Below are 26559 nucleotides of genomic sequence, written 5' to 3' on the forward strand. Positions count from 1 at the left end.
GTGAAAGGGCGGCGTCCTAGACCGCTAGACGATGGGCGCCCAAGACGAGGTGGCTTATAGAGAGGCCTTTGGATTCCCGCAAGCGGCTAAATTCATTTTTCTCAAAAAAATGACAGCGCGATCGAGCGGGCTTTCTTCGCGCTCCATACGGCCTTTTGGCGCCCCGCCGTTCGGCAGCCGTCAGCCCTTGCGCCGGCGGCAGCGCCAGTTCCAGTCCCGTTCGGGGCCGATATCGATGTGAACTGATTCCGTATGGCAATAGGTGCCGACGCCGCCGCGGCCCGGAATGCTGCGCAGGAAGCTCGCAAGCTCCCACTTGTTGACGCCCTTGACCTGGATGTCGGCGGCTTCGCATCGCGTGTGGAGAGACTGGCGTTTCCGGTTGACCTTGATCGCCCTCAGTCCGGACGTCACCATGACCTTTTGGCCGTAGTGCCTCTCGACCGTCTTCAACATCTCGAGAAGTTCCGGCCTGAAGCAGCCGGTTTCTACTTTCTCTGTCTGCAGGATGAGGCCGTTTGGCGCCAGGCGGGCGAGACCGGATAGCGCCGCCGTTTCGACTGGTGCATCCTCCTCGTCGGCGACATGATCTTCATGCTCCATGCTGAAAAGCGGATTCATGTTGACGCCAGGCAAGGAGGTGTAGGCGAGCGAGGCGACTTGCGGCTGGCTCGCATTGCTCGTCGTCATCATCTTCTTCTCCACCCGCCGGACGGTGCTTTCTGCGTCGGCGCGGGGCTTCTCCTTCCGCTTCGGGGCAAAGAGGCCCGCGAACGTCCAGGTCTTGGTCCTTGGCTGCGTTTCGCTTTCTTCCTTCGCCGGATCGGCCGGTTGACCGGAATTCGCTTGCGGAAGCGTCGCCGCATCCACCGAGGCAACTTCTACCGGTTGCAACTCGACCGGCATTTTGCCGGTGAGTGCCGCTTGCGCGCTGAACGGCAGCGGGACGACCAGCGGAAGTTCGTTTCCGGCCGCTGTCGCCGGTCCGTTCGCGGCTTTGTCTGCGACGGTTTGCGCTTCCGTTGGTGCCTCGTTGGTCGCGCCCTGTTGCAACGGGGCGGCAGGCTCGAGCATGGTTTGGCCGTTGCTGAAGAGGCTGCTGCTTGTCGCATTGACCGCTGATGGCTGCGGCAGGATAGCGCCGCCGGATGCTGCAACTGCCGGCTGGTTGGTTTGGCTATCAGCCGTGTTCGCGGGTGCTTGTCCGTAAATGCTGGACGAGGCGGCGCGGAGCCCAGTGCTCTGCATCGTCAAGGACTGCTGTGTCGCTGCCGCGTCGGTCTCGGCGGCAACGCTCGCAGCCTGCGGCGCGATTGTTCCGGGGTTGGTCGCTGCCTGATTCTCGCCGGCATCGCCTTCGGTCTCGGCCGTCTCGGATAGCGTCGCCGATTGCTGCGTCTTCAGGGAAGCCATCTCGTCGCCGGTCGACGACATGCAACCTGCCAAAGCGAATAATGATACGGATAACACGGCCGCGCGTCCGTACGTCACGAACGCGCATTTCCCCTCCAGATGTTGCAACGTCTTATCCCCGCTCTCCGTGCACGTCCGAGGCTTCGCCATCGTACATGCATTAAGTCTCAGTTCCGAAACATCGCCCCAGAACAAACAACTCATTTTCCTCGCGGTGAGCAAAAGCCACACCACGGGAAAGGTCAGGCCAAGTAAAGGGCTTACGCCGCAATCGATTGCGAAGCAGAACCCCGTTTCAACGTCTGGTGCGCAAAGTAATGAACATCGCGCAATTTGTAAACCTGCACTAACCTTTTTGTGCCTTCACAATAGATACGCAAAGGCCCGGCACCTGGCCGGGCCTAAGATCATTCGTCGATATTTCCGATCTTTGGGCTTCGCCTTGGGTGCCGCGCCGGACGGACCGAGCCGAAGGCACGGCTGGACGCTAGTCAGCGGGAATTGCGCGGAGCTTACCAGCTGCCGGTATTGGCCATCGAAGCCCAGGGCTCCTGCGTAGGCAGATGCTCGCCCTTCTGCAGGATCTCGATCGAAATTCCATCCGGTGAGCGGACAAAGGCCATATGGCCGTCGCGCGGAGGACGATTGATGGTCACGCCATTGTCCATCAGATGCTTGCAGAAGCCGTAGATGTCGTCCACTTCGTAGGCGAGATGGCCGAAGTTGCGGCCGCCGGTGTATTCCTCCGGGTCCCAGTTATAGGTGAGTTCAACGCAGGGGGAGCCTCCTTCCTTGGCCTGGTCGAGGTCGCCGGGCGCGGCAAGAAAGACCAGCGTGAATCGGCCTTTTTCGTTTTCGTACCGGCGGATTTCCTCGAGGCCGAAGAGCGTGCAGTAGAAGTGAAGAGCCTTGTCCAGGTCCTTTACACGAACCATCGTGTGCAGATAGCGCATTGGGTTGTCCCTGTTTTTGAGAATATGGCGTATACTTAGCCTGCAGCAAGCCAGAGGCAAGGCTGCGTCCCCATAAATGACCCCGGCCAAAATATGTCGAGGGACTTGCGCAGGCGCGGCGGGACGATGTTATTCTGGTCAATAAGAATCAGTTAACCGTATCAAGAGTTGCGCGTAAACGAGGGGCTGGGAGAATGGCGGATAGAACATCTTCGAAAGACGTCATCCATAATGACGACTTTGGCAACGACGCCCTTGACCTCATCGAAATTACCGGCGTTATCAAGTGGTTCGACGTTGCGAAGGGCTTTGGTTTCATTGTGCCCGACAACGGCATGCAGGATGTATTGCTGCACGTTACTTGCCTGCGGCGCGATGGCTACCAGACGGTTCTCGAGGGCGCGCGCGTCGTCGCACTTGTTCAGAAACGGGACCGCGGATACCAGGCTTTTCGCATTCTCTCCATGGATCAGTCGACCGCCGTCCATCCGTCGCAACTCCCCCCGGTCAGAACGCATGTTCAGGTCACGCCGACCAGTGGCTTGGAGCGCGTGCTCGTCAAGTGGTTCAACCGCACGAAAGGTTTTGGTTTCCTGACGCGAGGCGAGGGGACCGAAGACATCTTCGTGCATATGGAGACGCTGCGCCGCTTTGGGCTCACGGAACTGCGGCCAGGACAGGTGGTGCTGGTGCGTTTCGGCGACGGCGAAAAGGGTCTCATGGCAGCAGAGATTCATCCCGACGGCCCGACGCCAACCAACCGGTCGCACTGATGGCTTTGTCTCTCCGCATATTTGCAAGAAGCGCCATCGCGGCGCTTTTTTTGTTGTCGCTTTTCGTTTCCGCGGTTTTTGCCGACGTCTCATTTGGGCGTGACAAGCTCCGCCTTTTGACGGGCGCGGGCACCCATGACCTGACGGTCGAACTCGCGGTCGATCCTGGCCAGCGCGAGCAGGGGCTCATGTATCGCCGCCAGATGGCGCCGGATCACGGCATGCTGTTCGATTTTGGCGAGACGCGCCGGGTGATGATGTGGATGAAAAACACCTATCTGCCGCTGGACATGCTCTTTGTCGCGCGCGATGGAACTGTGCGTACGATTCATGAAAACGCCGTGCCGTTGTCCGAAGCGATCATCGATTCCGGTGAACCGGTTGCTTTCGTGCTCGAACTCAACGCCGGTACGGTGAAACGACTCGGCATAAAGCCGGGCGACCGCCTGGAAGGGGCCCGGATCCCGGCCGCAAACTGAGCGCGTCACGGTTTGCCACGCACACCCGCCGGGCACAAAATTCATGTTGCAGGCAAGAGGCGAAGCGTGTATCTCCGGGCCTCGTTGGTACGGAGTGTAGCGCAGTCTGGTAGCGCATCTGGTTTGGGACCAGAGGGTCGGGAGTTCGAATCTCTCCACTCCGACCATCTAACTTCACGAAAATAATTGATATTTTGGCGTCTCATTTGACGACTTCAGCACGCCTGCGTGTGAGAGCACCGGGAGCGCTTTGCCGCAGAAGAGAAGCTCTCCTTTGGTCCGCTTCAGCCGGATGCAACCAATCGATTCTCCGCGCGGTCGCGCATTTTCAACGCGGCACGGGACGTTGTCGGAAAAGCTTCATTTTCCGATCATCGGTCATTCCGTTTTACGTCAATCTGCGCTAAGGGAAGACGCACGGCGGGGCCAAAGCCGGCTGTGCCGCTGCACAATTCCTTAATTGGAGTCGATCTAAACTCAGGAATTATGCAGCAAATAAACGAGTTTCAGCGATCGCCGGCGTGTGAGAGCCGCGGCGCTGCGATGGATAAACGGGAGTCGCTCGAAACTATGTCCGCGAAGATCTATCGTCCCGCAAAGACGGCCATGCAATCCGGCAAGGCCAAGACGCATCTGTGGGTGTTGGAATTCGATCAGGAAAAGCCGCGTACCATCGATCCGATCATGGGATATACAAGCTCTGGCGACATGCGCCAGCAACTGCGGCTCACCTTCGAAAGCGCGGAACAGGCAATCGCCTACGCTGAACGCAACGGCATAGACTATCGCGTGATCGCGCCGAAGGATTCGACGCGCAAGAATGTGTCCTATTCGGACAATTTCCGTTTCAACCGGATGCAGCCCTGGACCCACTGAGGTCCTTGGCAAGTCCGCAAGAGGGTATCGCCCAACGGCCCCTTAGCTCAGCTGGATAGAGCACCTGCCTTCTAAGCAGGTTGTCGCAGGTTCGAGTCCTGCAGGGGTCGCCATCTCGCCATCTAAGTAATTGATTTTGCTATAGATGTGACCAGGCAAGTTGCTGATGCGACTGAGGTCTGTTCGCAAGGCGCTCCGAAGCGGGCTTCGCGAGCCGCTTCCTATTGGCTTCCTTCGGGCAGACCTCGGCCATCACGAGCCGAGTCCAGCCGTACAGAGCAACGGTCGGTTTCGGGTTCGTCTATGGCTGGTCGCTCATCGGAGGCGCCGCGTATTCCTTTGGGCTGTGCTCGGCCGGTACGAACATCGCCGGCAGCGGCCTGACTGAATTTGAGCGGCAGTCCTTCCTCCTCGAACTTCCTTACGTGCTGGTCGTAGTTTGGTGAAATCGTGCCGAGCACGCGGTCCCAGAAGGAGAAATAGTTACCGTAGTTGTATCGAAATCCCGAATGATGCTGATCGTGGAAAGTCGTGCACAGCAAGGGGGACGGATAACGCGTTGTCGATGAGGCGAAGTACTCGAAGCCACAATGTCCGATCATGCCGTTGAAATGCTCGAACAGCCTTTGTCCGATGAGAATCGCTGGCGGAAACGGCACGATGAAAACGATCACGCCTGAGAAGCCTTGCAATAGAAAATTGTCGAAGACATCCTCCGAATAGGTGCTCCAGATCGTCGGGGCGACGCTCTTATGGTGAAGTGCGTGCAGTGGGTAGAGCCACTTGGTGTGCAGCAGCCGGTGCATGAAATAGAACCAGGTATCGTAGAGAAACATGCACAGGACAAAGAGCGGTACCGCCGCCCACCAATTGAAGGTCCACGGTGCCGGTGCCCAGCCCTTTTGCTGGGCGTAGAGGCCGATGGTCAGCGGCAGGCAAGCGCTGAACATCGAAGCCAGGCTCTGGCGAATCTCCGCATTGCGACGTTTGTCGGAACCGCGCCCCTTCTGGATCTTTCGCCCAGCATTGCAGTTGTTGACCCAGGTGAGGCCATAGCCAAAGGCGAAGTAGGTAACGACTGTCGTGGCGTAGAATCCGAACAGAAACAGAAGATGGAAAGTTTCGTCCGACATCGGCACCTGCAGCCCCCGAGCCAAAACTGCGCCGTCGCAACATGCCATGCCGGTTTGGCAATTCAAAGTGGAAACGCGCGCGTCGGCAAGACAGCGTCGCGGCCCCCGCGGACGAGCCCGATGCGTTCGGCCTGGTCGTCGTAGCGGGACAGGCCGCAGTCGGCACTACAGCTTCAGCTGTTCACGTTGACAAATCTAAATTTAGCGCTCTCTAAACGTTGAATGAACGCAAGGCGAACAATCGCCAAACGGTTGCGGAACATTCGGAATTCGTGACATTGGTGTAATGCCAGCGCGTATGCATGGTTCCACGTGCAGGCCGCGACCACTAAAATCTGGGAGTTGAGCCCAGGCGATTGAACCGCCAAAATCTCTCGTGCCTAAATTCGGGGGAGATGACTATGGACGCCGATCTGACCGAGTTGTTTATGGGAATAGGTGCGGCATTGCTTGTGCTTGCGACATTGGTCGCGATTGCACCCGAGCTCGGAACGCCGACGGATACGATTGCAGTGTCTATTGCCTCTGCATCGTAGGAGGTCTTTTCCCGCTGGCATTTCGACGTGTTGGTCGACCGGGTCGAAGCGTTGCATTACAGCGCCCTCCGTCCAATCGACGCACAAAGGTCGCTGTGGCACTTTGGATTGCTGCGAAGAAGGTCCCAGAGCGGGGCAGAAGGGACTATTGGGGCGTCGCTCTGGGACCTCGCGCTGACGTGGGCATTGGGGACAACCCGCCGTTGGCGCTCAACGGTTGCAATATGTGTCAGGAGGAACATTCCGCAACGGCCCTAGGACCTATGGCTGCGCCATTTCGGACTAAGGTCTGATACACGCGCTTTTTGGCTGCCTTCGGCGGGGATCGCGGGAACACTCTTGAGCCCGACTGGTTCGGATTCAGAAGGGACTTTATTTGGAGTACTTCTGATGAAAGGTATCCTCATAAAGAGCGCAATTGCATTGAGCCTGGGCGTCACCTACGTGCCGGCTCTCGCGCAGACCGAACAGCCGGCACAAGGGCAATCCACCGACTGCCCGGCAGGTACCGAATGTCCGCAGGGCGGTGCCCAGGGCCAGCAACCCGATGCGCAGGGCAGCCCAGATCAAGGTACCGGACAAGACCAGCAAGGTCAGCCCATGGAAGAACAGCAGCCTGGCGCTGAGCAAGGTGGGACCGGACAGCAAATGCAGCAGGATCAGCAGCAGCAACCCGATACCGGCACGCCGAAGCAACAACAGCAGCAAGATCAGTCAGAGCAGCCGAGCCAACCCGACACCGAACAGCAGCCTCCAGAAGGACAAACGGATCAGCAGCAACCGGATCAAGGGCAGACCAAGCAGCAGCAACCCGATCAGGGGCAGACCAAGCAGCAACCCGATCAGGGGCAGACCGAGCAGCAGCAGGACCAGCCCACTGAGGGGCAATCGCAGCAGTCCCAGCAGGGCGGGACCAGTGGCGGCGATGTCAACGTGACGGTGGAGCAGAAGACCGAAATCACGCAGATCGTGAAGGAAGAGAAAGTCGAACCGGTCGACGTTGATTTCAACGTGACGGTCGGCGCAGTCGTGCCGGAAACCGTGGAATTGAGGCCTCTCCCGCAGCGTATCGTGAAGATCGTCCCCAGATACAAGGGTTACCGCTTCTTTGTCTTGGCCGATGGTCGGATCGTAATCGTCGAACCCTCGTCGCTTAAGGTCGTCGTGGTCCTGGCATAGTGCTCACGAGGTCCGGTGCAGTTTGCAGCGAGCCTCGACTTCGCACCCAACCAATGCGATCTATCCGCCTTGACGCACAGACAGCCGGCAGGCTGGTGCAGCAAGGCGGCGGAACTTCTGGGCTTTGGTCTTGTTAGGCTGGTGAGGAGGAGCGCATGCCACCGCCAAAAGAGATGGATTTCGTGTTGGCCAGTCTTCCCCTGAGGATAGGCACCTATGTCCCCGACGATCTCATCGAAGACTGGTTCGGTCCAGGCACCGGAATGAATCCGCTGGCTCCTGCAGCACTGGCGGAAGCTGTGTCTTACGGTCGTCGTTTCGAGTGTGAATTCAAGCATTATCCCGAGCGCAAGGAGGGCGTTTTCTGGAAATGGGTACCAGCGATCTAAATCAGGGCGCACTGGAGGCGAAGGCGATCGCTGCGGTCACCGAAGAACTTGAACGGCAGGCCGCAGAAAATCCCTCAAAACTCAGTGTCCGCCGAACAGGAGGCAAACTCACCGTCAATGGTGAAATCGATGTCGACGCGGTGGTGATGGTGGTCGTCGGATCGATGGCAGGTGGCCCCTGAGAGACAGCATGACAGTCCGAGGGACCGACGCGCCGCCACGGTATTCACGAAACGGTGCGCGATGAAAGGGCCGCCCTGACTTGGGGCGGCCGCATCTGGAACTTATCCGTCGCAGCACCGTTCAGCCTTAGCAACAACTTAATAAGGACATGGAGGAGAAGCCATGAACATCGGCAAGGTTCTCGCGACCGGATTAACTGTGGCCGGTGCCCTTATGGCCCTGCCATCTGCTTCGCCGGCCCAGTCTCTGGACTTGTATCTTGGCCCGGGCGGCCCCGACGTGCGAATGCGCGATCGAGATTATGACCGCGATTATCGTCGCGGTTGCAGCGAACGCCAGGCCATTCGCCGCGCCTACAGCCTGGGGTTGGACGATCCTGAGATTGAATCCGTTACCCGCAGGCAGGTTGTCGTCGACGGAGTCGGCCGCCGCGGCCGATATACGACGGTGTACTTTGCAAATCGACCAGGCTGCCCTCGCATAGGCTAGGGCTTACAGCGCTGCGCGTCCAATCGGACGCGCCAAGGCCGCTGTAGCACTTTGATTTGCTGCATGATTTATCCTTAAATCGATTCCGATTTAAGGAATCATGCAGTAGAGCGGCGCGCAAACGCGAAGGTCGCTGTAGCACTTGGAACCGCTGCATGATCTTGTCCTCAAACCGATACCGAGGACAAGAACATGCAGTGGCGATCGTCTCCCGATCTGCCAAGCCGTAGGGCGTTGGGCGCCGAGCCAGGCCCGGGGCACCATTGGTCGCCAATTCTTGCGGGATCGCACCTTCATCGACTTCTGTGGACGTTCATGCCCGGTTCAGTCACGGCAGGGAAAGATCGCCCGATCGGAAACAGAATCGGTGAAATGAATGAAGAAGGTCGGTGTATTCATCCTTGCGGCGGTTACGGCATTCACAGGCTACGCTCCGGCTCAGGCCATGCCCTTTGCGCCCGTATCGCAGTCCAACCCGAGCGGGATAGAACTGATCCACCATAGGCCATGGCACCAGGGCGGACCGCGTCACGGTTGGCATGACGACGGGGTCCGTTACGGCCATTACAACGGTTATCGCGGTTATCGTTATCGTCGGGAAGGATATCGTCGGCATAGCGACGGATGGTGGTATCCGTTGGCGGCGTTTGGAGCGGGCATGGTCATTGGAGGCGCGATTGCAGCGCCGCCACCACCGCCTCGACGCGTCTATACCAATGCCAGCCGGGCTCATGCCGATTGGTGCTATGCACAGTACCGCTCCTACCGAGCGTACGACAACAGCTTCCAGCCTTATTACGGGCCTCGCCAGCAGTGCGTCTCGCCCTACTACTGAGCGTGCCGAAGCTCCTCGGATGCTTCCTTAAATCGCACCGAATTCAGGGATAAAAACATGCAGCAATCCAAAGTGTTGCAACGTCCCTCTGCGCGTTTGATAAAACGCACGGCGCTGTAAGTATCGCGTGATTTCCGGAATCGGTAGCAGTTCAAAGTGATTCCGCGCCGCACGTCTCAAAAGACGTGCGGCGCGGTCTCATGCAGCAAGCGAACGCAGCGATTAAGAAAACCTACTGTGCCGGAGCAGCTGGCTGCTGTGGCGTCGCGGGCTGCTGTGGCGTTGCGGGCTGCGCTGGTGCAGCGGGTTGCTGCGGCGTTGCTGGTTCCGTCGTCGTCGGAGCGGGAGTCGTTTCGGTTGTCTGTGGGCCCGACCCTGGCATCAGATACACTACGGCAAGGATGATGAGTGCGACAACAATAATGCCGATGACCACATTTCTGTTCATGGCGACTCTCCTCGGGTTGGTCGTCTCAATGTGAATATTGGCCCAGCATTCGGATTTTTCAACCAATAGAATTGAAGGCGTCTCCAATCTACCGAAGACTGCACCCGCGTTCTCAGGCCATGCAATGCAAGTGGTAGAGGGGTCTGCGACCAACACGCGCGAAACACGCATCGCGGGAGGTCACCCGCATTCAGCCTCTCATTCGGTCTTTGGCGGAGCGCGGCGATCCAAGAGTTTCTGGAAGATCTCCGCCTGCTGTTCCGCAGCTGAACGAATCGCGGCAAGATGGTCGAGCATCGAGCCGAAGGCTACCAGAATGAGCCCGCCGGCTATAGCCGGGAACGCCCAAGGGAGCACGGCCAAGAGGGTCCTGATATCGAGAGAGGGTATCAGCGTCATTGCCAGCAGTGCGAGCGTGCCGATCGCGATGACACCGCCCAGAAATTCGAGAAACGTTCCCATTGTTCCTCCCGTTTTCGATTGCCTTCGTGTGTTGCTCCCCAGTCCTAGTACCTGTCTTCCGGTTTATCCGGTCCTCAGAAAAAACCCCCGGTAGTGGGGCCGGGGGGCGTCGATCAAAACGATCTTACTGCATGTTTCCTTAAATCGTAGCCGATTTAAGGAAACATGCAGTAATTCAAAGTGCTGCAGCGTTCTTTGCGCCTCTGACAGGACGCACGGCGCTGCCGCCGTCAGAATTTCACCCCCACGCCGATCGTGAATTGATGCTGGTCGAGATCGACATCGACGCCACCGACATCCTTGTCGCCAAAATCGTTGTAGCGATACTCTGCACGACCGAAGACGCTGTCGGTGAAGCCGTAATCGACGCCGGCCCCAATGGTCCAGCCGTTAAAGGTCTCCTTCTCCTTCGGCGCGCCGGCAACATCGACGAAGCCGCGAGTTACCGCCCAGCCGCCGGTTGCGTACAGCAAAGCCTTTTCGTTCAAGGTGTAGCCGACGCGACCGCGCACCGATCCGGAGACGTCGGTTCCGACTTCAGTGTTCGCGCCGAAGACGTTGAAGGTCTTGTCGTTCCAGTTGTAGGCAACGTCTGCTTCGATACCGAGAACCCAGTCACCCTGCTGGTAGTTGTAACCGGCGAAGGCGCCGAACAGGCCGCCGTTGAAGTCCCTCGAGGCGCTTGCGCCGGGGACGCTTAAATCGCTGTTGAGCCATCCGCCGCCGCCCTGAAGGCCGACATAACCGCCGGTCCAGACGAATGTGGGGGCTGCTTCGACAACCGGCGCTGGTGCTGGAGCTTCCGTCAGGTCTGCTGCGTAAGGCGTTCCCGCCAGCAGCGACGCGCCGAAGATCGCAACAAGCACGGTTCTCATTCCCGATGCCTCCTGTTGTCTAGTCGCGAAGAGTATCAACTAATGGAGAACGAGTCTGCCAAAAATCAGTTCAGTCGAATCGCACGCAGGGCGCAAAGAAAAAACGGACCGGCGGGTTGGATCCGACCGGCCCGTCCCGGAAAATCGCGGAAAGGGGAACGTCTCTGCGCGGGGCTGCAAAATGCCGCGCGAAGGGAGATCGATTGCCCGTTGATAATGCCTGAACGGCGATTTTGGAATTGACATATCGCGCACAAAATTTGACGTTATCCGCATGTCACAACGCGTCGAAAAACAATCTCCGATTGAGGTCGTGGTCGTCGTCCTGCCGGAGTCGTCGATCATGTCGCTGGCCTCGGTACTGGATCCGATGCGCGCGGCAAATCGCGTGGCCGGCAGGCAGGTCTTTCGCTGGCGGCTCCTGTCCGGCGACGGAGAGGCGCCGATACTGACCTGCGGCGTTCCGATCAATGTGGAAGGTCGGTTCACAACCCCGCTCGGCGGCGACCTTCTCCTGGTGATCGGAGGCTTCAATCTCCACAAGCATGCCGGCAAGCGGTTCGTCGCGACACTGCAGGAGTGCGCCCGCCATTTCGATATCGTCGCGGGAATTGAATCCGGCTGCTGGCTGCTCGGGCGGTCGGGGCTTCTCAATGGCCGCAAGGCAACCGCCCATTGGGAAGAACTCGAGGATTTTAGCCAGACTTTTCCGGCGCTTACCGTCATCGGCGAACGCTTCGTAACCGACGGCAAATATTGGACCTCAGGCGGCGCTTCGCCGACGTTCGACATGATGCTGCATCTGATCACCGAGCGGTTGGGGCCGGCTCTGGCGCTCGATGTGGCGAGCATCTTTGTCTACGACCAGATGCACAGCCCCACCGATGTGCAGCCTTTCGTGTCGCTCGGCCGCATCGAGGCGCGCGATCCGGAACTTGCCGGCGCGATAAGACTGATGGAACGCACGCTGGAGCGGCCGTTGACTGTCGCGGCGCTGGCGCGGCGGTTGTCCATCTCTCGGCGCAAGCTCGAACTTCTCTTTGCAAGGGGGCTCTCGATCAGTCCCGCCGCCTATTATCTCCGCCTTCGACTTCAGGTCGCGCACCGGCTTGTTCGCGATTCGGCGGTTCCAATACGGGACATCGCGTTGCGTTGCGGCTTCGACAGCCTCTCGGCCTTTTCGCGTGCTTACAGCCGCGAATATCAAGCGAGCCCGTTGAAGATGCGAAGTCTCACCCGCGGAGAAACTTCACTGCGCTCTGAGGTGGCCCGCGGTGGTGGAGGGAACTCCCTCCCGGTTTCAGACGCGGGATGAGGCGTCAGCGGGACGATCTCGCCGACACACTCGCTGCGCAGGCCTGTTCGAACTCCTTGACCGTTTCCGGCGTGTTGTCCTCAGGCAATACCGCGTCGGCGGCATCGGCCTGTGCAGCGGAATCCCCTTCATAGACATAGGACTGAATGTAATAGGCGATTTCACCCTTCCAGACCTTGCGGCCATCTATCTGCTCGCAGGCGACGGCGTGTTCGAAGTCCGCTTGCAAGTCGTCGACCGAGGCGACATTCGAAAGCGCGTTCGTGGGAGCCAGGAGCGAAGCGACGAGCAGGGCGGTAAACATGATGGCTGTCCTTTTGACGCAGGCTGCGGTGGGAAACAGTTGGAGGGCTCGTTGGTTCCATTTGATAGAGAACGGATTGCGCGGTTACGGAAGGGCGAATTTCGCCAGCCCGAGCTTTATCCGCCGCGCGATGTGTATGAGCCACAGTTCGAGATTCGTCGAATGTTGGGCGTCGCCATATGGGGCGTGCGCCGAGGGGAGCCAAAGGGGCTTCGCCGTAAGCGCGCTGTCGCTATGAAGTTTCGTCATCACCCAAATGTCGCCTTTATGCGAAAGCAAAGATGACGCTTTACGTGAACTATCTTCGATATATCGTTGATTTTTTTGGTGAGCGCGCAGGGATTCGAACCCTGGACCTACTGATTAAAAGTCAGTTGCTCTACCGACTGAGCTACGCGCTCCCGCGCCGCGGCCGCAAAGCCCGGTGGAAGTGGGCGGACATATGCACGCGAGCTTGGCTGCGGTCAACCTAAAAAATGCATATATCACGCTTATGGATCCGGAGCGAGGCGACCGGAAAGCGAGAATGCAGTGGATTTGTATAAATGGCGTGGCTGCACTCCGCGGACGTCGACTCCATCGATCGCGCTTCGATCAAAGGGCCGGGCGCGTGCGGCAAAATGATCGCCAAAAGGTGATTGGTTTCACTGTATACGTATATTTATAGAGAGGCGATATGCCGAGTGCCGGAGTTCTAGCCGTTGTCGATTGCCGATATTTCCATCTGGACCGCCATCCTCGCGGGCGCCCTGTCCTTCCTTTCGCCCTGCGTCCTGCCGCTTGTTCCGCCTTACCTCTGCTACATGGCCGGCGTCTCCGTCGACCAGTTTCGCGGTGGTGACACCGTCGCAGTTGCCAGTACCCGGCGCGCCGTGCTGCCGGCGGCTCTGTTCTTTACGCTCGGCTTTGCGACGGTCTTTGTGGCGCTCGGGGCAGGGGCATCGTCGATCGGCCTCTTGCTGCGACAATATATGGATCTGCTGTCGCGCATCGGCGGCATCATCATCATCGTCATGGGGCTGCACTTCCTCGGCGTCTTCCGCATCGGCCTGCTTGCTCGCGAGGCGCGCTTTCAGGGCGGCGGCAAGCCCGCGACGCTCTCCGGGGCCTATATCATGGGCCTTGCCTTCGCCTTCGGCTGGACACCCTGCATCGGCCCTGTTCTCGGCACGATTCTCGGGGTCGCTGCGGCGCGCGACACCGTAAGCGACGGCGCGTTGCTGTTGGCGATCTATTCGCTTGGTCTTGCCGTTCCGTTCTGGATCGCTGCCGGGTTTTCCGGGGCGTTCATGCATTTTCTCTCGCGCTTCCGGCGACATCTCGGTCTCGTCGAGAAACTGATGGGCGCGCTGCTCGTTTTGGCGGGCCTCGCCTTCCTCTTCGGCTTCATCAGTTCGGTCGCCATCTGGTTTCAGCAGACCTTTCCCATCCTGATGCAAATCGGCTAAGCACCGCCGCAAGCAAGGGGAGGGGACATGACGGAAATTGCGGGCCTGGTGCTGCCCTTCTTCGGGCTGATCTTTCTCGGCTATCTCACTGCTCGCCTTGTCGATCATCCCGGCGAGGCGATGGGTTGGCTGAACACGTTCATCGTCTATCTCGCCTTGCCCGCGCTGTTCTTCAAGCTGGTCTCGCGCACACCCGTCGAAGAGCTGACGCGCGCAGAGTTTATCTTGACCAGTGTGGGGGCGACCTATGTGGTCTTTGCCCTGATCTTCTCGGTCGGCCTGTTTCTACGGCGCAACACCGTCGCGGAGGCGACGATCCAGGGATTTGCTGCCGCCTATGGCAATATCGGCTATATGGGACCGGGCCTGGCGCTGCTTGCGCTCGGTGAAGCCGCGGCCGTTCCGGTTGCCCTGATCTTCTGCTTCGAGAACGCGGCGCACTTTACTGTTGCACCGGCAATGATGGCGACGACGGGCGGCCGGAAAGAGCGGCCCGCCGTCCTCGTGCTCGGCATTGTGCGAAGGATCGCGCTGCATCCCTTCATTCTGTCGACATTGGCCGGTGTCGTCGCGGCGTTCCTTGCCGTACAGCCACCAGTGCCGGTTCAGCGGCTGATCGACTATCTGGCGCAGGCGGCTGCTCCGTGCGCGCTGTTTGCCATGGGCGTTACCCTGGCGCTCAGGCCGATCAAGCGGATCCCGGTCGAAATCGGCTACATCGTTCCGATGAAGCTCATTCTTCACCCGATCATGATGTATGTCGCGCTCAGCCTCGGCGGTGGGTATGATCCCGTCTGGGTGCAGACGGCAGTGCTGCTCGCATCGCTGCCGACCGCGACGAACGTCTTCGTGATCGCGCATCAGTATCACGTCTGGCAGGAGCGCGCCTCGGCGACAATCCTCATCACGACGCTGCTTTCGGTCGCGACCGTGACCGGCTTGCTTTTTCTGATCCGGTCAGGCGCTCTTCCGGCTGATCTTTTCCCGTAGGCTCTCCTTGATCGCGTGAATGGCGCTGCCAGGATGAATGCCTTCGCGCATCAGCAGCCCGCGAAGCGGACCGGCGGAGGAGAGCAGGTGCAGGCCGACGGCACGCAGCGCCTGAACCGGAAGAAATCCGGAGAGCAGCGAACGATTGAGAAGGTCGACGCTTGCAGTTCTGCTGACAATATCGATCCGCCTGCGGCTGTCGAACCGATCGCCGGTATTGGCCGGCAATTTACCGCCGGTTGCCGGTCCCACGAGTTCTACGAGCGTCATGACATCGCGCAGGCTCAAGTTGAGGCCCTGGGCGCCGATCGGCGGAAAGGCATGGGCCGCTTCGCCAACCAGCATCGTGCGCCTGTTGCCGAAACGGCGGGCCGTCATGCCCGAGAGCGGGAAGGATTGCGGGATGCCTGCTGCTGTAACCTTGCCGAGTATCGATTGCAGCCGATCCTCGATCGTCCGCGAAAGCACGTCCGGCGCGAGCATCAGCGTCTCTTCCGCATCGCGTGGTTTCTGCACCCAGACGAGGCTCGAACGGTTGCCGGGAAGCGGAACCTGCGTGAACGGACCGGCTTCTGTATGGAACTCGGTCGATACGTCCTGGTGCGGGAGCTCATGGCTAAAATTCAGCACGACAGCCGTTTGCGGATAGGACCATGTGTGCACGGAGATGCCCGCCGCCTCGCGCACGACAGAGCGCCGGCCATCGGCGCCGATGATCAGGTCAGCAGTGATCGCCCTCCCGTCGTCGAGCCCGATCCGGACCTGCTCTTCTTCGAAGTCGAAGGTTGTGGCGGCCACCGTTATACGATCGAGCGTCGGCAGGCCGGCTTCGTGCTTCTCCAGAATTTCGAGGAAGGGCGCATTTGGAATATTGTAGCCGAAGGCGTCCAATCCCACTTCCGACGCCCGGAAATTGACCGGCGGAGCACGCAGCAGCCGCTTTGTGCCATCAATGATATGAATCGCGACGAGCGGCGCCGTCAGCGGCACGGTCTCGTTCCAGAGATCGAGCTTCTTGAGGTATTCGATCGACTGGTCCATGAGCGCGGTCGTGCGCCCGTCGGCGATCGCGGGCTTCGGGCCGATCAGCGCGACCCGATGGCCGTTCCGCGCCAGCGCGATCGCGGCGAGCGAACCCGCGAGGCCCGCTCCGATGATGACGATGTCATAGTGATCCATAGTCGACGCATTCCCCGCGCAATCTTTTCCTGCAGCCATTCAAAGCGCTTCAGCGATCTTTGCGCGTCCGACTGGACGCTCGGCGCTGTAAAGTCGCGGTAGTCGTTCTACTCGCATAGCTCATTGAAATAAATGGGCGGAATCAGCGCGGAAGCAAGCGCCGCATGTCCACAGGACAATTCCATCGCGATAATTTTGCAGTTGAATTTTGCTGGCGATGCATTGCAAACGGTGCATATTACGGCCAAAGCGCCGGCGATGTGGTCGAGGTGTGGCTTCTTGGTCGCGCAAAAGCCGGGATGTAGGGGATAGGCGGCGTCGCCCATGAAGTTCTTTAACTACAGAAGAGTTCCCTATGCGGAAATAAGGGCCTTCTCCGTACACATTCTGACGGCCTCCGGTTCGTTCCTGGCTTTCCTTGGGGTCGTGGCGGCCGCTGAACATCGCTTCGTGGACATGTTCTGGTGGCTCGGACTCGCCCTGCTCGTTGACGGCATCGACGGACCGATTGCGCGCAAGGTGCAGGTCAAGGAAGTGCTGCCCAACTGGTCGGGCGACACACTCGACAACGTCATCGACTATGTGACTTACGTCTTGCTGCCCGCATTTGCGCTCTATCAAAGCGGTATGATCGGCGAGCCGTGGTCGTTCGTGGCAGCCGGCGCCATCGTTGTGTCGAGCGCGATCTATTATGCCGACATGGGCATGAAGACCGACGAGTACTTCTTTTCCGGGTTCCCGGTCGTCTGGAACATGATCGTCTTCACGCTCTTCGTCATCCAGGCGAGCGAAGTGACGGCGTCGATCGTGGTTTTCCTTTCCGTCGTGCTGACGTTCCTGCCGATCAATTTTCTCCATCCCGTGCGCGTCAAAAGGCTAAGGCCGCTCAACCTCGGCGTTTTCCTGGCCTGGTCCGTGCTCGGCATGTATGCTCTGCTTCTGCATTTCGAGACACCCGATTGGGTGGCTATTGGCGTCGTGGTGACCGGGCTCTATCTCTACGTCATCGGTTTTGTTCTGCAGATTTTTCCTAATCTCGGCCGCGCGTAGGAGTTGACCATGGCACAGGCGATCGTTGTTCGCGAACTCGGTGGACCCGAGGTCCTGAAGATGGAAGGGGTGACGCTATCGCCGCCCGGGCCTGGCGAGGTCCAGATCCGACAAGTGGCGGTCGGCCTCAACTTCATCGACGTCTATTTCCGCACCGGCCTCTACAAGTCGGCAACGGGCTTGCCGTTCATTCCGGGCAAGGAGGGGGCAGGCATCGTCACCGCCGTTGGCGATGGAGTGAGCCTGTTCTCGATCGGCGACCGCGTTGCCTACGCGTCGGCCGATGGCGCCTATGCAAGCGAGCGCAACGTCGAGGCATCGCAATTGGTAAAGGTTCCCGACGGGATAAGCCTGGAAACGGCGGCCGCGATGATGCTCAAGGGCATGACCGCCCAATATCTGCTCAACCAGACCTTCAAGGTCGGCCCGGAAACGACATTGCTCTTCCACGCGGCAGCCGGCGGCGTTGGCCTGATCGCCGGGCAGTGGGCGAAAGCGCTGGGCGCGACCGTGATCGGCACGGCCGGCTCGCAGGAGAAGATCGATCTGGCGCTCGCGCACGGCTACGACCACGTCATCGACTACCGGACTGACAATTTCGTCGCGCGCGTCAAGGAGCTGACGGGCGGTCGTGGCGTCGACGTCGTTTACGATTCGGTCGGCCGCGATACCTACCCGGCCTCGCTCGACTGCTTGAAGCCGCGCGGGCTCTGGGTCAGCTTCGGCAATTCGTCCGGGCCGGTCGACGCGTTCAGCATCGGTATCCTGGCGCAGAAGGGCTCGCTCTTTGCAACACGCCCGACGCTCTTCAGTTATGTCTCGACGAGAGCGGCATTGGAGGCGTGCGCAAATTCCCTGTTTGATGTTGTGCAAAGCAACAAAGTGCGTATCAATATCAACCAGACCTATCCGCTCGCCGAGGCCGGCCGGGCGCATACGGATCTGGAAACAAGAAAAACGAGTGGAACGACGTTGTTGATTCCGTGACCGAAACCCTGAAGGTGGGCGGGGATCAATAGAGGGGAAAAGAGGGCAGCGTGCCTGGTAAGGGACAAACTGCGAGCGGTCCGTTGTTGGCCGTGAGCAACCTGACGAAATTGTTCGGCTCGTTCGCAGCCTGCAACGCGATCAATCTGCAGATAGAGCCGGGAGAAATCCACGCCTTGCTTGGCGAGAACGGGGCGGGCAAGTCGACCCTGGTGAAAATGCTGTTCGGCGTGCTCGCGCCCACGGCCGGCGAGATCGCGTGGCAGGGCGAACCGGTGCGCATCGGCAGCCCCGGTGATGCGCGCAAGCTCGGCATCGGCATGGTTTTCCAGCATTTTTCCTTGTTCGAGGCGCTGACCGTCGCCGAGAACATCGCACTTTCGATGGATCGGAACGTCTCCCTTGCCCGCGTCGCCGACGAAGCGTCGCGGCTTTCGCGTGCCTATGGTTTGCCTCTCGACCCAAAAGCGCATGTCGCGGATCTTTCTGTCGGCGAGCGCCAGCGCATCGAGATCGTGCGTGCGCTCTTGCAGAATCCGCAGTTGATCATTTTAGACGAGCCGACGTCGGTGCTGACGCCGCAGGAGGCCGACCGCCTGTTCGAGACACTGCAAAAGCTGAAGGCGGAAGGCCGCTCGGTCCTCTATATCAGCCATCGCCTCGAGGAGGTTCAGCGCATCTGCGACCGGGCGACGGTGCTTAGGCACGGCAAGGTGACGGGGAACTGCGATCCGCGTCGGGAAACGCCAGCCTCGCTCGCCCGCATGATGGTTGGCAGCGACGTGGCTGTCGTCACCGCGGAAGGAACCAATACGAAAGGCGACGTGCAGCTTGAGGCGCGCCATCTTTCCGTTGCGGCACGCACGCCCTTTGCAGTTGCCCTGAAGAATATATGTCTCAAGGTCCGGTCAGGCGAAGTCCTCGCCATTGCCGGTGTGGCGGGCAACGGCCAGAGCGAACTCTTCGACGCCTTGTCGGGTGAGTATCCGGTTGCGGACGACAACGCGGTGCAGATCCGACAGAGGCCCGTTGGAACAAGGAATATCAACGCGCGACGCCTGATGGGCGCCGGCTTCGTTCCGGAGGAGCGGCACGGGCACGCGGCCGTCGCAGCGCTGCCCCTGTCGGACAATCTGGTCCTCGCACGCAATCAATCGGACAAGCGGGCGTTTCTCGGTGGTGGCTTCCTCAGAATCATTCGCCAGAATGCGGTGAAGGCTGCGACGAGGCGGATTTCCGAGGCGATGGATGTTCGCAAGAGCGGCGAGGACCCGCCGGCAGGATCGCTCTCGGGCGGCAATCTGCAAAAGTTCATCGTCGGCCGCGAACTTGACCGGCAGCCGGCGGTGCTCGTCGTCAACCAGCCGACCTGGGGCGTCGACGCGGGGGCGGCCAGCCGCATCCGCCAGGCGCTCGTCGATCTCGCCAAGGCAGGTTCCGCTGTGCTCGTTATCAGCCAGGACCTGGACGAGATATTTGAGGTGGCGACCGAGATCGCGGTGATCAGCGAGGGGCGCCTTTCCGATCCCTATCCGGCGCGCGAACTTTCGCGCGAGAAGATCGGTCTCCTGATGGGCGGCATACACGGCGAAACCGGAGCCGCAGGAGCTGCGCATGCGCATTGAACTCGAAAAGCGGGCGAAGATTTCGACCCTGTTATCAATTCTCTCGCCGTTCATCGCCTTCGCGCTGACCATCGTCTTCGGTGGCCTCATGTTCGCGCTGCTCGGCAAGAACCCGGTGACGGCGCTCTACAGCTTCTTCGTGGAACCGTTGATCGAAGTCTGGTCGCTGCACGAGCTGGCGATCAAGGCCGCACCGCTGATCCTGATTGGCGTTGGTCTCTCCGTCTGCTTCCGTTCCAACAACTGGAACATCGGTGCCGAAGGCCAATTCATCATGGGGGCGATCGCGGGATCGATCCTGCCTGTCGTCTTCTACGACTGGCAATCGCCGATGGTGCTGCCGCTGATGCTGCTGCTCGGCATGCTTGGCGGTGCGCTTTTCGCGGCGATACCGGCCTTCCTGAAGGCACATATGAACACCAACGAGATCCTGACGAGCCTGATGCTGGTCTATGTGGCTCAGCTGTTTCTCGATTGGCTCGTTCGTGGACCCTGGCGCAACCCACAGGGCATGAATTTTCCGGAAACCAGAACGTTCGGGCCCGATGCGATCCTTCCCGAAATGCTGGCTTCGGGGCGGACGCATTGGGGCTTCGCCTTCGCTATCATTGCCGCGGTTCTGGTCTGGTTCATGATGCGTTATACGCTGCGAGGATTCGAGATCACTGTGCTTGGCCAATCCGCGCGGGCAGGGCGCTTTGCTGGCTTTTCGTCGCGCAAGATGATCTGGTTTTCGATGCTGTTCTCGGGAGCGCTGGCTGGCCTTGCCGGCATTGCGGAAGTCAGCGGCGCCATCCAGCAATTGCGGCCGGTGATCTCGCCCGGCTACGGCTTCACGGCAATCATCGTCGCCTTCCTCGGTCGCCTCAATCCGCTCGGCATCATCGCCGCCGGCCTCGTCCTGGCGTTGACCTATCTCGGCGGCGAGGCAGCTCAGCTTTCGATCGGCGTATCGGAAAAGGTCACGCGCGTCTTTCAGGGTCTGCTGCTGTTCTTCGTGCTCTCGTGCGACACGCTCATTCATTACCGCATCCGGCTGGTTTGGCAGAGGCTCGCGGCAATTAAGACGGATGAGGCGCATTGATGGGTATCGTTGCAGCAATCCTCTTGAGCGTAATCACTGCGGCGACGCCGCTTGTGCTTGCGGCCATTGGCGAGCTCGTCGCCGAGCGATCGGGCGTCCTCAATCTCGGCGTCGAGGGCATGATGATCATGGGCGCGGTTTGCGCATTTGCCGCCACGCAGCTTACGGGCTCCCCATATCTGGGAGCTCTCGCCGGTACGGCTGCCGGGATGCTGTTTTCTCTTTTCTTTGGTTTCCTGACGCTGACGCTTGTCGCCAATCAGGTTGCGACGGGCCTCGCGCTGACGCTGCTCGGTCTCGGCGTGTCCGGCATGCTCGGCGAGAGTTTCCTCGGAATGCAGGGCATCAAGCTGCAGCCGATCGTGATCCCGGTCCTTTCGGAAATTCCGTTTATTGGTCCGCTGCTCTTCAGGCAGGACGCGATCTTCTACGCGTCGGTCGCGATCGTCGCGGGCGTTCACTGGTTCCTATTCAGGAGCCGCGCGGGGCTGAAGCTGCGCGCCGTGGGTGACAGCCATGCCTCAGCCCATGCCCTTGGGGTTGATGTCATTCGCACCCGATACCTGGCTGTCTTGTTTGGCGGCGCCTGTGCCGGTCTCGCCGGCGCACAGCTCTCGCTGGTCTATACGCCGCAATGGGTGGAAAACATGTCGGCCGGCCGTGGCTGGATCGCGCTTGCCCTCGTGGTCTTCGCGTCCTGGCGCCCCTGGCGCGTCGTCGCCGGCGGATATCTGTTCGGGGCGGTCTCCATCAGCCAGCTTCACGCGCAGGCTTTCGGCATCGGCATTCCTTCGCAATTCCTTTCTTCTCTTCCCTATGTTGCGACAGTTGTCGTACTTATCCTCATCTCACACAACCGGCGCATGACCCTGATCAACACGCCGGCATCGCTCGGCAAGCCGTTTGTGCCGGACCGGTGAACAACAACAAGCCAGACGGACGTACTCAACCGACAGAGGTAAAAATGAAAAAACTACTGCTCGCCCTCACAACAACAACTGCCGTGCTCGGCTTTACATCCGCAGCAAGTGCCCAGGAAAAGGCCAAGATCTGCTTTGTCTACGTGGGCTCGAGAACCGATGGTGGCTGGACCCAGGCGCATGACCTTGGCCGTCAGCAGCTCGAGAAGGAGCTCGGCGACAAGATCGAGACGCAGTTCCTCGAAAACGTGCCCGAAGGCCCTGACGCTGAACGCGCGATCGAACGCCTGGCGCGCTCCGGCTGCGGCCTGATCTTCACGACGTCCTTCGGATTCATGGAGGCGACGGTCAAGGTCGCGCCGAAGTTCCCGGACGTGAAATTCGAGCACGCAACAGGTTACAAGACGCTTCCGAACGTCGCGACGTACAACAGCCGCTTCTATGAAGGCCGCTACATCCAGGGCCAGATTGCCGCCAAGATGTCCGAGAAGGGCGTTGCCGGCTACATCGCGTCCTTCCCGATTCCCGAAGTGGTGATGGGCATCAACTCCTTCGTGATCGGCGCCCGCTCGATCAATCCGGATTTCAAGATCAAGGTAATCTGGGCGAACACCTGGTTCGACCCCGGCAAGGAGGCTGATGCCGCGAAGGCACTGATCGACCAGGGCGTTGATATCCTGACACAGCACACCGACACGACCGCGCCGATGCAGGTTGCCGCCGAACGCGGCATCAAGGCCTTCGGTCAGGCCTCCGACATGATCGCCGCAGGCCCGAACACGCAGCTCACCGCCATCGTAGACACTTGGGGCAACTATTACGTGAAGCGCACCAAAGCCTTCCTCGACGGCAAGTGGGAAACCGCTTCGAGCTGGGATGGCCTCAAGGACGGCATCCTGACCATGGCCCCTTACACCAATATGCCGGATGACGTGAAGGCGATGGCCGAGGCAACCGAGGCCAAGATCAAGTCCGGCGAACTGAAGCCGTTCACCGGACCGCTCAACAAGCAGGACGGCAGTGCCTGGCTGAAGGCGGGCGAAAGCTCGGATGACGCGACGCTGCTCGGCATGAACTTCTACGTTGAAGGCGTCGACGACAAGCTGCCGCAATAGGCGGCCAAGCCTGTTTCAAGCGGTAACGTCATCGATTTTCAGGACCTGGCAAACCCCGCGTGGCCACGCGGGGTTTGCCAATTTGGACGGTCGTCGTCAGGTGCGACAAACCGACCTTCGCAATCGTGTCAGTCCGACTTTGAGGAATCGCTTATTAGAACTAGAGTTGAGTTATTTTCGCGCCGTGGATGAAGATGGCGGTGAACGCCACCCACCGATTGACCAGCGCGCGGCCTCCGCGGAGGTATTCTTGGGAGGGGGAACGGGTTGAGCAAGAGCCTGTTTGAAACAGTGATATCCGGTGCGCCGAAGCGCACCAGCCATGCGCAAGTGGTGGACCAGCTCGGGAAAGCGATCGTTTCAGGGGAGTTCCCGGTCGGCAGCATTCTTCCGGGCGACCCGGAACTGGCGGCTCGCTTCAGGGTCTCAAGGACCGTCCTGCGCGAAGCAATGAAAACCTTGGCGGCCAAGGGGCTTGTGGTGCCGCGCGCGCGCATCGGCACGCGTGTGAGGCCGAGAAATGACTGGAACCTCTTCGACAGCGATATCCTGACCTGGCATTTTGTATCCGGCGTCGATGACGAGTTCCTCTATCACCTGAGCGAAGTGCGGCTTGCGTTTGAGCCGCATGCAGCGGCGCTGGCGGCGCGAAACGCGACCGATGCGGAGATCGCTGGCATGATGCGCCTTGCGGTTGCCATGGGCGACGCGAATCACACCGCCGAAAGTCTCGCCGTTGCCGACCTCAAGTTCCATCTTTCCGTACTGGACGCTTCTGGAAACCCCTTCCTGCGCACGGTCGGTAGCTTGATTGAGGCGGCGCTTGTTGGCGTATTCAAGTTGAGCTCACCCACCGCTGAAAAAAGCGGTATCGATGAGGTGGCCCGCAATCACATTCGAATCGTCGAAGAGATTGGCAGAAGGAATGAGGCGGGCGCGCGTTCCGCGATGGAACACGTCATCAAGGTCGGGCGCGATCGCATTCGACAGGCGCTGCATGCGGATACCGTATGAGCCGACCATCGCTCGCCACGAAATTGTAGCGTGACCTTGCCCGATCTCCGCGCGTAGCCTATCTGGGAAACGGTCGTTCCGTTTGGTTCGGCCTTGCATCAACGGCGACCTGGAGACCATGTCCGAGATTTTCGTAATTTTCGCTTTGCTTTTGATCAACGCTTTCTTTGCGCTCTCGGAAATGGCAATCGTCTCGGCAAGCAAGCCACTGCTTCGCCAAATGGTCAAACAGGGGAATCGACGGGCGGAGGCCGCACTGAAGCTGGCCGAGGATCCCGGAAAGTTCCTGTCCACCGTGCAGGTCGGCATCACCCTTGTCGGCATCCTGGCGGGTGCCTATGGCGGTGCAACGATCGCCGCCAAGATAGCGCCGGTCTTCGATGAGGTGGCATGGATCAGCCCCTACGGCCACACTGTGTCCGTCGGGCTGGTGGTGACACTCATCACCTTCCTGTCGGTCGTCATCGGCGAGCTCATTCCGAAACAGCTTGCGCTCAGGAATTCCGAGGCGCTTGCGATGTTTGTGGCAACGCCGATGACGGTGCTCTCCCGCATCGTGGCGCCAGTCGTCTATCTTTTCGAAACATCGGCTGCAGTCTTTATGCGCCTGTTCGGCATGCGCCCGGACGATCCGGATCACGTGACGGAAGAGGAAGTTCAGGCGATCATGGCGGAGGGCGTCGAAAGCGGCGCGATCGAAAAGTCCGAGCATGAAATGCTGCGCCGGATCATTCGGCTTGGCGATCGCAACGTGAAGTCAATCATGACACACCGGACGGAGATGCGCTTCATCGATGCCAATGACGATCTCGAAGCCGTCCGGCGCAAGGTTCGGGAGTTCGGTCACTCCCGCTATCCCGTCGTGGACGGTCCCACAGGCGATGTTCTCGGCGCGATTCTCGCCAAGGAGGTTCTGAACATCCCGGCGAACGGCTCATTCAATCTGCGTGCCCACGTTCGCGAAATCCTGACCCTGCCGGAGACGGCCTCGTGCCTGAAGGCGCTCGATGCATTCAAGACAACAAGCATCGACATGGCGATGATCGTTGACGAATACGGCAGCACGGAAGGCATCATCACGACGGCTGACATCCTGGAAGCGATCGTCGGCGTGCTGCCGTCGAACTACGACGATATCGAACATGCGCTGATCCGGATACGCGAAGACGGCAGCTATATGGTCGACGGGCGCACGCCTATAGACGAGATTCATCTGGCAATCGGCATCGAAGGCATCGATGCGGACGGCAATTTCGAAACGATCGCGGGTTTTCTCGTTCAGCAGTTGCGCAAGACGCCGGAGGAAGGCGACATCGCCGAGGCGCACGGTTACCGCTTCGAGGTTGTCGATATGGACGGACGCCGGATCGACAAGATTCTTGTGTCCCGCTGCATCGACGACGCAGCCTGAGGCGGAGCACATCGCCAAAAAGCAAAAGGCCGGGCGATACCCGACCTTTCCCTCAAACTGTCTTGGCGCCTGCTAGAGTCTGTCAGACCTACGTTGAAACGTATCCTGCATGCCTGAGATAGGCGGCGCATTCGTGCGGGCTGAACGCCTTGAGAGCTTCGCCGACGCGCCGCCATGTCGCCTCGACGCTACGCTCGTCGGCCTTGCGCAGCAGGGTCTTGAGTTTGGCGAACATCATCTCGATCGGATTGAGGTCGGGGCTGTAGGGCGGCAGGAAGAACAGATGGGCGCCGGCGTCGCGGATGGCGCTGCGCGCCGGCTTGCCCTTGTGGCTGCCGAGATTGTCGAGGATGACGATATCCCCGGGGTTGAGGGTTGGCGCCAGGCATTGCTCGACCCAGGCGGTGAAGGCAATGCCGTTGATCGGGCCGTCGAGCACGAAGGGTGCGACGATGCGGTCGTGACGCAGCCCGGCGAGGAAGGTCAGCGTCTTCCAATGGCCATGCGGTATTCTGGCGATCAGCGGCTGGCCGCGCTGACACCAGCCGCGGCTGCGCGTCATGTTGGTTTTGACCCAGGTTTCGTCAACGAACACCAGGCGGCGCGGATCAAGTCGATGTTGATGGGTCTTCCAGCGGCTTCGGAAGCGCGCCACCTTCGGCCTGTCCTGCTCGCTGGCGATCAGCGTTTTTTTTAAATGTCTTGCCTTCGCGGCGCAGAAACCGCCAAACGGTGTCATGCGAGACATCGATCCCGGCCGCCTTCAGATCGGCGGCAAGCGCCCGCACCGTCCAATCGGTTTTGGCCGCCAGTCGGCGGTGAACCTCATCGGCCGCCGCGCCCCGCAGCATGGGTTTGACATGGCCCCCCATCTTGGCCGGCGCCAAACCGCGGCCGGACCGGTCGAGCTGGCCGATCCGCACCGCCGTCGCCGCCGATATCCCAAAGCGCAAGGCGGCCGCCCGCACCGTCATGCCTCCGGCCAAAGCGGCGGCGACGCGCTGGCGTAAATCAAGAGAAAGAGGTCGCGCCATCATTGCTGGCCTCCTCACCAGCAATGATCTTGAATCACAATCCCAACAAAAAGGGAATCC

At 59.9% G+C, this 26559-nt stretch carries 28 protein-coding genes and 3 tRNA genes; 22 read left to right on the top strand and 9 right to left on the bottom strand.

Annotated features, from left to right (window positions below):
- Positions 1-180 precede the first annotated feature (180 nt).
- Both GHK62_RS32910 and GHK62_RS32915 read right to left on the bottom strand, forming a co-directional pair.
- Positions 181-1521 (bottom strand): D-Ala-D-Ala carboxypeptidase family metallohydrolase, encoded by a 1341-nt coding sequence (locus GHK62_RS32910; RefSeq protein WP_153443199.1) that lies wholly within the window; start codon positions 1519-1521, stop codon positions 181-183.
- Between the two features lie 404 nt (positions 1522-1925).
- Positions 1926-2366 carry a VOC family protein gene (locus GHK62_RS32915; RefSeq protein ID WP_153443200.1) on the bottom strand — a complete coding sequence of 147 codons (441 nt, stop codon included), beginning with the start codon at positions 2364-2366 and terminating at the stop codon, positions 1926-1928.
- 194 nt (positions 2367-2560) lie between these two features.
- On the opposite strand from GHK62_RS32915, the gene GHK62_RS32920 reads away from it, so the two are divergent.
- The 5 genes from GHK62_RS32920 to GHK62_RS32940 all read left to right on the top strand — a co-directional run bounded on the left by GHK62_RS32920 (position 2561) and on the right by GHK62_RS32940 (position 4607).
- Entirely contained in the window at positions 2561-3139 is a 579-nt protein-coding gene (locus GHK62_RS32920) for a cold-shock protein (protein WP_136507073.1), read from the top strand.
- Positions 3139-3618, top strand: a complete 480-nt coding sequence (locus GHK62_RS32925; RefSeq protein ID WP_153443201.1) for a DUF192 domain-containing protein — start codon at positions 3139-3141, stop codon at positions 3616-3618. The genes GHK62_RS32920 and GHK62_RS32925 overlap by 1 nt, the downstream gene beginning before the upstream one ends.
- 90 nt (positions 3619-3708) lie before the next feature.
- A tRNA-Pro gene (locus tag GHK62_RS32930) sits at positions 3709-3785 on the top strand.
- 403 nt (positions 3786-4188) lie between these two features.
- On the top strand, positions 4189-4494 hold the full coding sequence (locus tag GHK62_RS32935; protein ID WP_136507071.1) for an ETC complex I subunit: 306 nt from the start codon (positions 4189-4191) through the stop codon (positions 4492-4494).
- Positions 4495-4530: 36 nt separating this feature from the next.
- Positions 4531-4607, top strand: a tRNA-Arg gene (locus GHK62_RS32940).
- Positions 4608-4715: 108 nt separating this feature from the next.
- On the opposite strand, the gene GHK62_RS32945 is transcribed toward GHK62_RS32940, so the two are convergent.
- Positions 4716-5627, bottom strand: a complete 912-nt coding sequence (locus GHK62_RS32945) for a sterol desaturase family protein (protein ID WP_234887138.1) — start codon at positions 5625-5627, stop codon at positions 4716-4718.
- 401 nt (positions 5628-6028) lie between these two features.
- Between GHK62_RS32945 and GHK62_RS34950 the strand changes: the two genes are divergently transcribed.
- The 6 genes from GHK62_RS34950 (at position 6029) to GHK62_RS32970 (ending at position 9238) form a co-directional block, all read left to right on the top strand.
- A complete protein-coding gene (locus GHK62_RS34950) occupies positions 6029-6163 on the top strand; it encodes a hypothetical protein (RefSeq protein ID WP_268833852.1) in 135 nt (44 codons plus the stop codon).
- Positions 6164-6553: 390 nt separating this feature from the next.
- Positions 6554-7342, top strand: coding sequence for a DUF1236 domain-containing protein (locus GHK62_RS32950; RefSeq protein WP_153443202.1), 789 nt, complete (start codon positions 6554-6556; stop codon positions 7340-7342).
- A gap of 155 nt (positions 7343-7497) precedes the next feature.
- A complete protein-coding gene (locus GHK62_RS32955) occupies positions 7498-7731 on the top strand; it encodes a hypothetical protein (protein ID WP_153443203.1) in 234 nt (77 codons plus the stop codon).
- Complete coding sequence (locus tag GHK62_RS32960; RefSeq protein WP_153443204.1) at positions 7713-7913, top strand: hypothetical protein; 201 nt, start codon at positions 7713-7715, stop codon at positions 7911-7913. Before GHK62_RS32955 ends, GHK62_RS32960 begins: the two co-directional genes overlap by 19 nt.
- A gap of 163 nt (positions 7914-8076) precedes the next feature.
- The gene (locus tag GHK62_RS32965; protein WP_153443205.1) at positions 8077-8403 is read left to right on the top strand and encodes a hypothetical protein; all 327 of its coding nucleotides are present in this window, start codon (positions 8077-8079) and stop codon (positions 8401-8403) included.
- Positions 8404-8779: 376 nt separating this feature from the next.
- Positions 8780-9238: a BA14K family protein gene (locus GHK62_RS32970; protein ID WP_153443206.1), complete on the top strand. Its 459-nt coding sequence runs from the start codon at positions 8780-8782 to the stop codon at positions 9236-9238.
- A 646-nt stretch (positions 9239-9884) separates the two neighbouring features.
- Here the strand turns inward: GHK62_RS32970 and GHK62_RS32975 are convergent.
- The gene (locus GHK62_RS32975) at positions 9885-10148 is read right to left on the bottom strand and encodes a hypothetical protein (protein WP_153443207.1); all 264 of its coding nucleotides are present in this window, start codon (positions 10146-10148) and stop codon (positions 9885-9887) included.
- Positions 10149-10378: 230 nt separating this feature from the next.
- On the bottom strand, positions 10379-11023 hold the full coding sequence (locus tag GHK62_RS32980; protein WP_153443208.1) for an outer membrane protein: 645 nt from the start codon (positions 11021-11023) through the stop codon (positions 10379-10381).
- A gap of 274 nt (positions 11024-11297) precedes the next feature.
- Here GHK62_RS32980 and GHK62_RS32985 point away from each other — a divergent pair, with 274 nt between their 5' ends.
- Entirely contained in the window at positions 11298-12338 is a 1041-nt protein-coding gene (locus tag GHK62_RS32985) for a GlxA family transcriptional regulator (RefSeq protein WP_153443209.1), read from the top strand.
- A gap of 4 nt (positions 12339-12342) precedes the next feature.
- Here the strand turns inward: GHK62_RS32985 and GHK62_RS32990 are convergent, their stop codons facing one another.
- Both GHK62_RS32990 and GHK62_RS32995 read right to left on the bottom strand, forming a co-directional pair.
- On the bottom strand, positions 12343-12642 hold the full coding sequence (locus GHK62_RS32990; protein WP_153443210.1) for a hypothetical protein: 300 nt from the start codon (positions 12640-12642) through the stop codon (positions 12343-12345).
- 325 nt (positions 12643-12967) lie between these two features.
- Positions 12968-13043, bottom strand: a tRNA-Lys gene (locus tag GHK62_RS32995).
- 300 nt (positions 13044-13343) lie between these two features.
- Between GHK62_RS32995 and GHK62_RS33000 the strand changes: the two genes are divergently transcribed.
- The gene (locus GHK62_RS33000) at positions 13344-14090 is read left to right on the top strand and encodes a cytochrome c biogenesis CcdA family protein (RefSeq protein ID WP_153443211.1); all 747 of its coding nucleotides are present in this window, start codon (positions 13344-13346) and stop codon (positions 14088-14090) included.
- Between the two features lie 27 nt (positions 14091-14117).
- Positions 14118-15080, top strand: a complete 963-nt coding sequence (locus GHK62_RS33005; RefSeq protein WP_153443212.1) for an AEC family transporter — start codon at positions 14118-14120, stop codon at positions 15078-15080.
- Here the strand turns inward: GHK62_RS33005 and GHK62_RS33010 are convergent.
- On the bottom strand, positions 15048-16259 hold the full coding sequence (locus GHK62_RS33010; RefSeq protein WP_153443213.1) for a UbiH/UbiF family hydroxylase: 1212 nt from the start codon (positions 16257-16259) through the stop codon (positions 15048-15050). The two genes, GHK62_RS33005 and GHK62_RS33010, sit on opposite strands and share 33 nt — an antisense overlap.
- A 324-nt stretch (positions 16260-16583) precedes the next feature.
- On the opposite strand from GHK62_RS33010, the gene pcsA reads away from it, so the two are divergent.
- The 8 genes from pcsA (at position 16584) to GHK62_RS33050 (ending at position 25465) form a co-directional block, all read left to right on the top strand.
- Positions 16584-17309 carry a phosphatidylcholine synthase gene (pcsA, locus tag GHK62_RS33015; protein ID WP_153443214.1) on the top strand — a complete coding sequence of 242 codons (726 nt, stop codon included), beginning with the start codon at positions 16584-16586 and terminating at the stop codon, positions 17307-17309.
- A 9-nt stretch (positions 17310-17318) separates the two neighbouring features.
- Positions 17319-18296 carry a quinone oxidoreductase family protein gene (locus tag GHK62_RS33020; protein WP_153443215.1) on the top strand — a complete coding sequence of 326 codons (978 nt, stop codon included), beginning with the start codon at positions 17319-17321 and terminating at the stop codon, positions 18294-18296.
- Between the two features lie 50 nt (positions 18297-18346).
- On the top strand, positions 18347-19921 hold the full coding sequence (locus GHK62_RS33025) for an ABC transporter ATP-binding protein (protein ID WP_184109038.1): 1575 nt from the start codon (positions 18347-18349) through the stop codon (positions 19919-19921).
- A complete protein-coding gene (locus tag GHK62_RS33030; protein ID WP_153443217.1) occupies positions 19911-21005 on the top strand; it encodes an ABC transporter permease in 1095 nt (364 codons plus the stop codon). Before GHK62_RS33025 ends, GHK62_RS33030 begins: the two co-directional genes overlap by 11 nt.
- Positions 21005-21925 (top strand): ABC transporter permease, encoded by a 921-nt coding sequence (locus tag GHK62_RS33035; protein WP_153443218.1) that lies wholly within the window; start codon positions 21005-21007, stop codon positions 21923-21925. Before GHK62_RS33030 ends, GHK62_RS33035 begins: the two co-directional genes overlap by 1 nt.
- 44 nt (positions 21926-21969) lie before the next feature.
- A complete protein-coding gene (locus GHK62_RS33040; RefSeq protein WP_153443219.1) occupies positions 21970-23040 on the top strand; it encodes a BMP family ABC transporter substrate-binding protein in 1071 nt (356 codons plus the stop codon).
- A gap of 267 nt (positions 23041-23307) precedes the next feature.
- Positions 23308-24054, top strand: coding sequence for a FadR/GntR family transcriptional regulator (locus GHK62_RS33045; RefSeq protein WP_153443220.1), 747 nt, complete (start codon positions 23308-23310; stop codon positions 24052-24054).
- 118 nt (positions 24055-24172) lie between these two features.
- Positions 24173-25465 (top strand): hemolysin family protein, encoded by a 1293-nt coding sequence (locus tag GHK62_RS33050; protein ID WP_153443221.1) that lies wholly within the window; start codon positions 24173-24175, stop codon positions 25463-25465.
- An 88-nt stretch (positions 25466-25553) separates the two neighbouring features.
- On the opposite strand, the gene GHK62_RS33055 is transcribed toward GHK62_RS33050, so the two are convergent.
- A protein-coding gene (locus GHK62_RS33055; RefSeq protein ID WP_167528167.1) for an IS630 family transposase occupies positions 25554-26499 on the bottom strand; the annotation gives its coding sequence in 2 pieces (ribosomal slippage) (positions 25554-26159 and positions 26161-26499; 945 coding nt in all).
- Positions 26500-26559 lie beyond the last annotated feature (60 nt).

This window comes from Sinorhizobium terangae (assembly GCF_009601505.1).
GTDB lineage: Bacteria > Pseudomonadota > Alphaproteobacteria > Rhizobiales > Rhizobiaceae > Sinorhizobium > Sinorhizobium terangae.

Bases quoted from the DNA above. Each gene is read 5' to 3' on its own strand.
- GHK62_RS32915 (WP_153443200.1), bottom strand. From the start codon at position 2,366: ATGCGCTATCTGCACACGATGGTTCGTGTAAAGGACCTGGACAAGGCT.
- GHK62_RS32920 (WP_136507073.1), top strand. From the start codon at position 2,561: ATGGCGGATAGAACATCTTCGAAAGACGTCATCCATAATGACGACTTT.
- GHK62_RS32925 (WP_153443201.1), top strand. From the start codon at position 3,139: ATGGCTTTGTCTCTCCGCATATTTGCAAGAAGCGCCATCGCGGCGCTT.
- GHK62_RS32935 (WP_136507071.1), top strand. From the start codon at position 4,189: ATGTCCGCGAAGATCTATCGTCCCGCAAAGACGGCCATGCAATCCGGC.
- GHK62_RS32945 (WP_234887138.1), bottom strand. From the start codon at position 5,627: ATGTCGGACGAAACTTTCCATCTTCTGTTTCTGTTCGGATTCTACGCC.
- GHK62_RS34950 (WP_268833852.1), top strand. From the start codon at position 6,029: ATGGACGCCGATCTGACCGAGTTGTTTATGGGAATAGGTGCGGCATTG.
- GHK62_RS32950 (WP_153443202.1), top strand. From the start codon at position 6,554: ATGAAAGGTATCCTCATAAAGAGCGCAATTGCATTGAGCCTGGGCGTC.
- GHK62_RS32955 (WP_153443203.1), top strand. From the start codon at position 7,498: ATGCCACCGCCAAAAGAGATGGATTTCGTGTTGGCCAGTCTTCCCCTG.
- GHK62_RS32960 (WP_153443204.1), top strand. From the start codon at position 7,713: ATGGGTACCAGCGATCTAAATCAGGGCGCACTGGAGGCGAAGGCGATC.
- GHK62_RS32965 (WP_153443205.1), top strand. From the start codon at position 8,077: ATGAACATCGGCAAGGTTCTCGCGACCGGATTAACTGTGGCCGGTGCC.
- GHK62_RS32970 (WP_153443206.1), top strand. From the start codon at position 8,780: ATGAAGAAGGTCGGTGTATTCATCCTTGCGGCGGTTACGGCATTCACA.
- GHK62_RS32975 (WP_153443207.1), bottom strand. From the start codon at position 10,148: ATGGGAACGTTTCTCGAATTTCTGGGCGGTGTCATCGCGATCGGCACG.
- GHK62_RS32980 (WP_153443208.1), bottom strand. From the start codon at position 11,023: ATGAGAACCGTGCTTGTTGCGATCTTCGGCGCGTCGCTGCTGGCGGGA.
- GHK62_RS32985 (WP_153443209.1), top strand. From the start codon at position 11,298: ATGTCACAACGCGTCGAAAAACAATCTCCGATTGAGGTCGTGGTCGTC.
- GHK62_RS32990 (WP_153443210.1), bottom strand. From the start codon at position 12,642: ATGTTTACCGCCCTGCTCGTCGCTTCGCTCCTGGCTCCCACGAACGCG.
- GHK62_RS33005 (WP_153443212.1), top strand. From the start codon at position 14,118: ATGACGGAAATTGCGGGCCTGGTGCTGCCCTTCTTCGGGCTGATCTTT.
- GHK62_RS33010 (WP_153443213.1), bottom strand. From the start codon at position 16,259: ATGGATCACTATGACATCGTCATCATCGGAGCGGGCCTCGCGGGTTCG.
- pcsA (WP_153443214.1), top strand. From the start codon at position 16,584: ATGAAGTTCTTTAACTACAGAAGAGTTCCCTATGCGGAAATAAGGGCC.
- GHK62_RS33020 (WP_153443215.1), top strand. From the start codon at position 17,319: ATGGCACAGGCGATCGTTGTTCGCGAACTCGGTGGACCCGAGGTCCTG.
- GHK62_RS33030 (WP_153443217.1), top strand. From the start codon at position 19,911: ATGCGCATTGAACTCGAAAAGCGGGCGAAGATTTCGACCCTGTTATCA.
- GHK62_RS33035 (WP_153443218.1), top strand. From the start codon at position 21,005: ATGGGTATCGTTGCAGCAATCCTCTTGAGCGTAATCACTGCGGCGACG.
- GHK62_RS33040 (WP_153443219.1), top strand. From the start codon at position 21,970: ATGAAAAAACTACTGCTCGCCCTCACAACAACAACTGCCGTGCTCGGC.
- GHK62_RS33050 (WP_153443221.1), top strand. From the start codon at position 24,173: ATGTCCGAGATTTTCGTAATTTTCGCTTTGCTTTTGATCAACGCTTTC.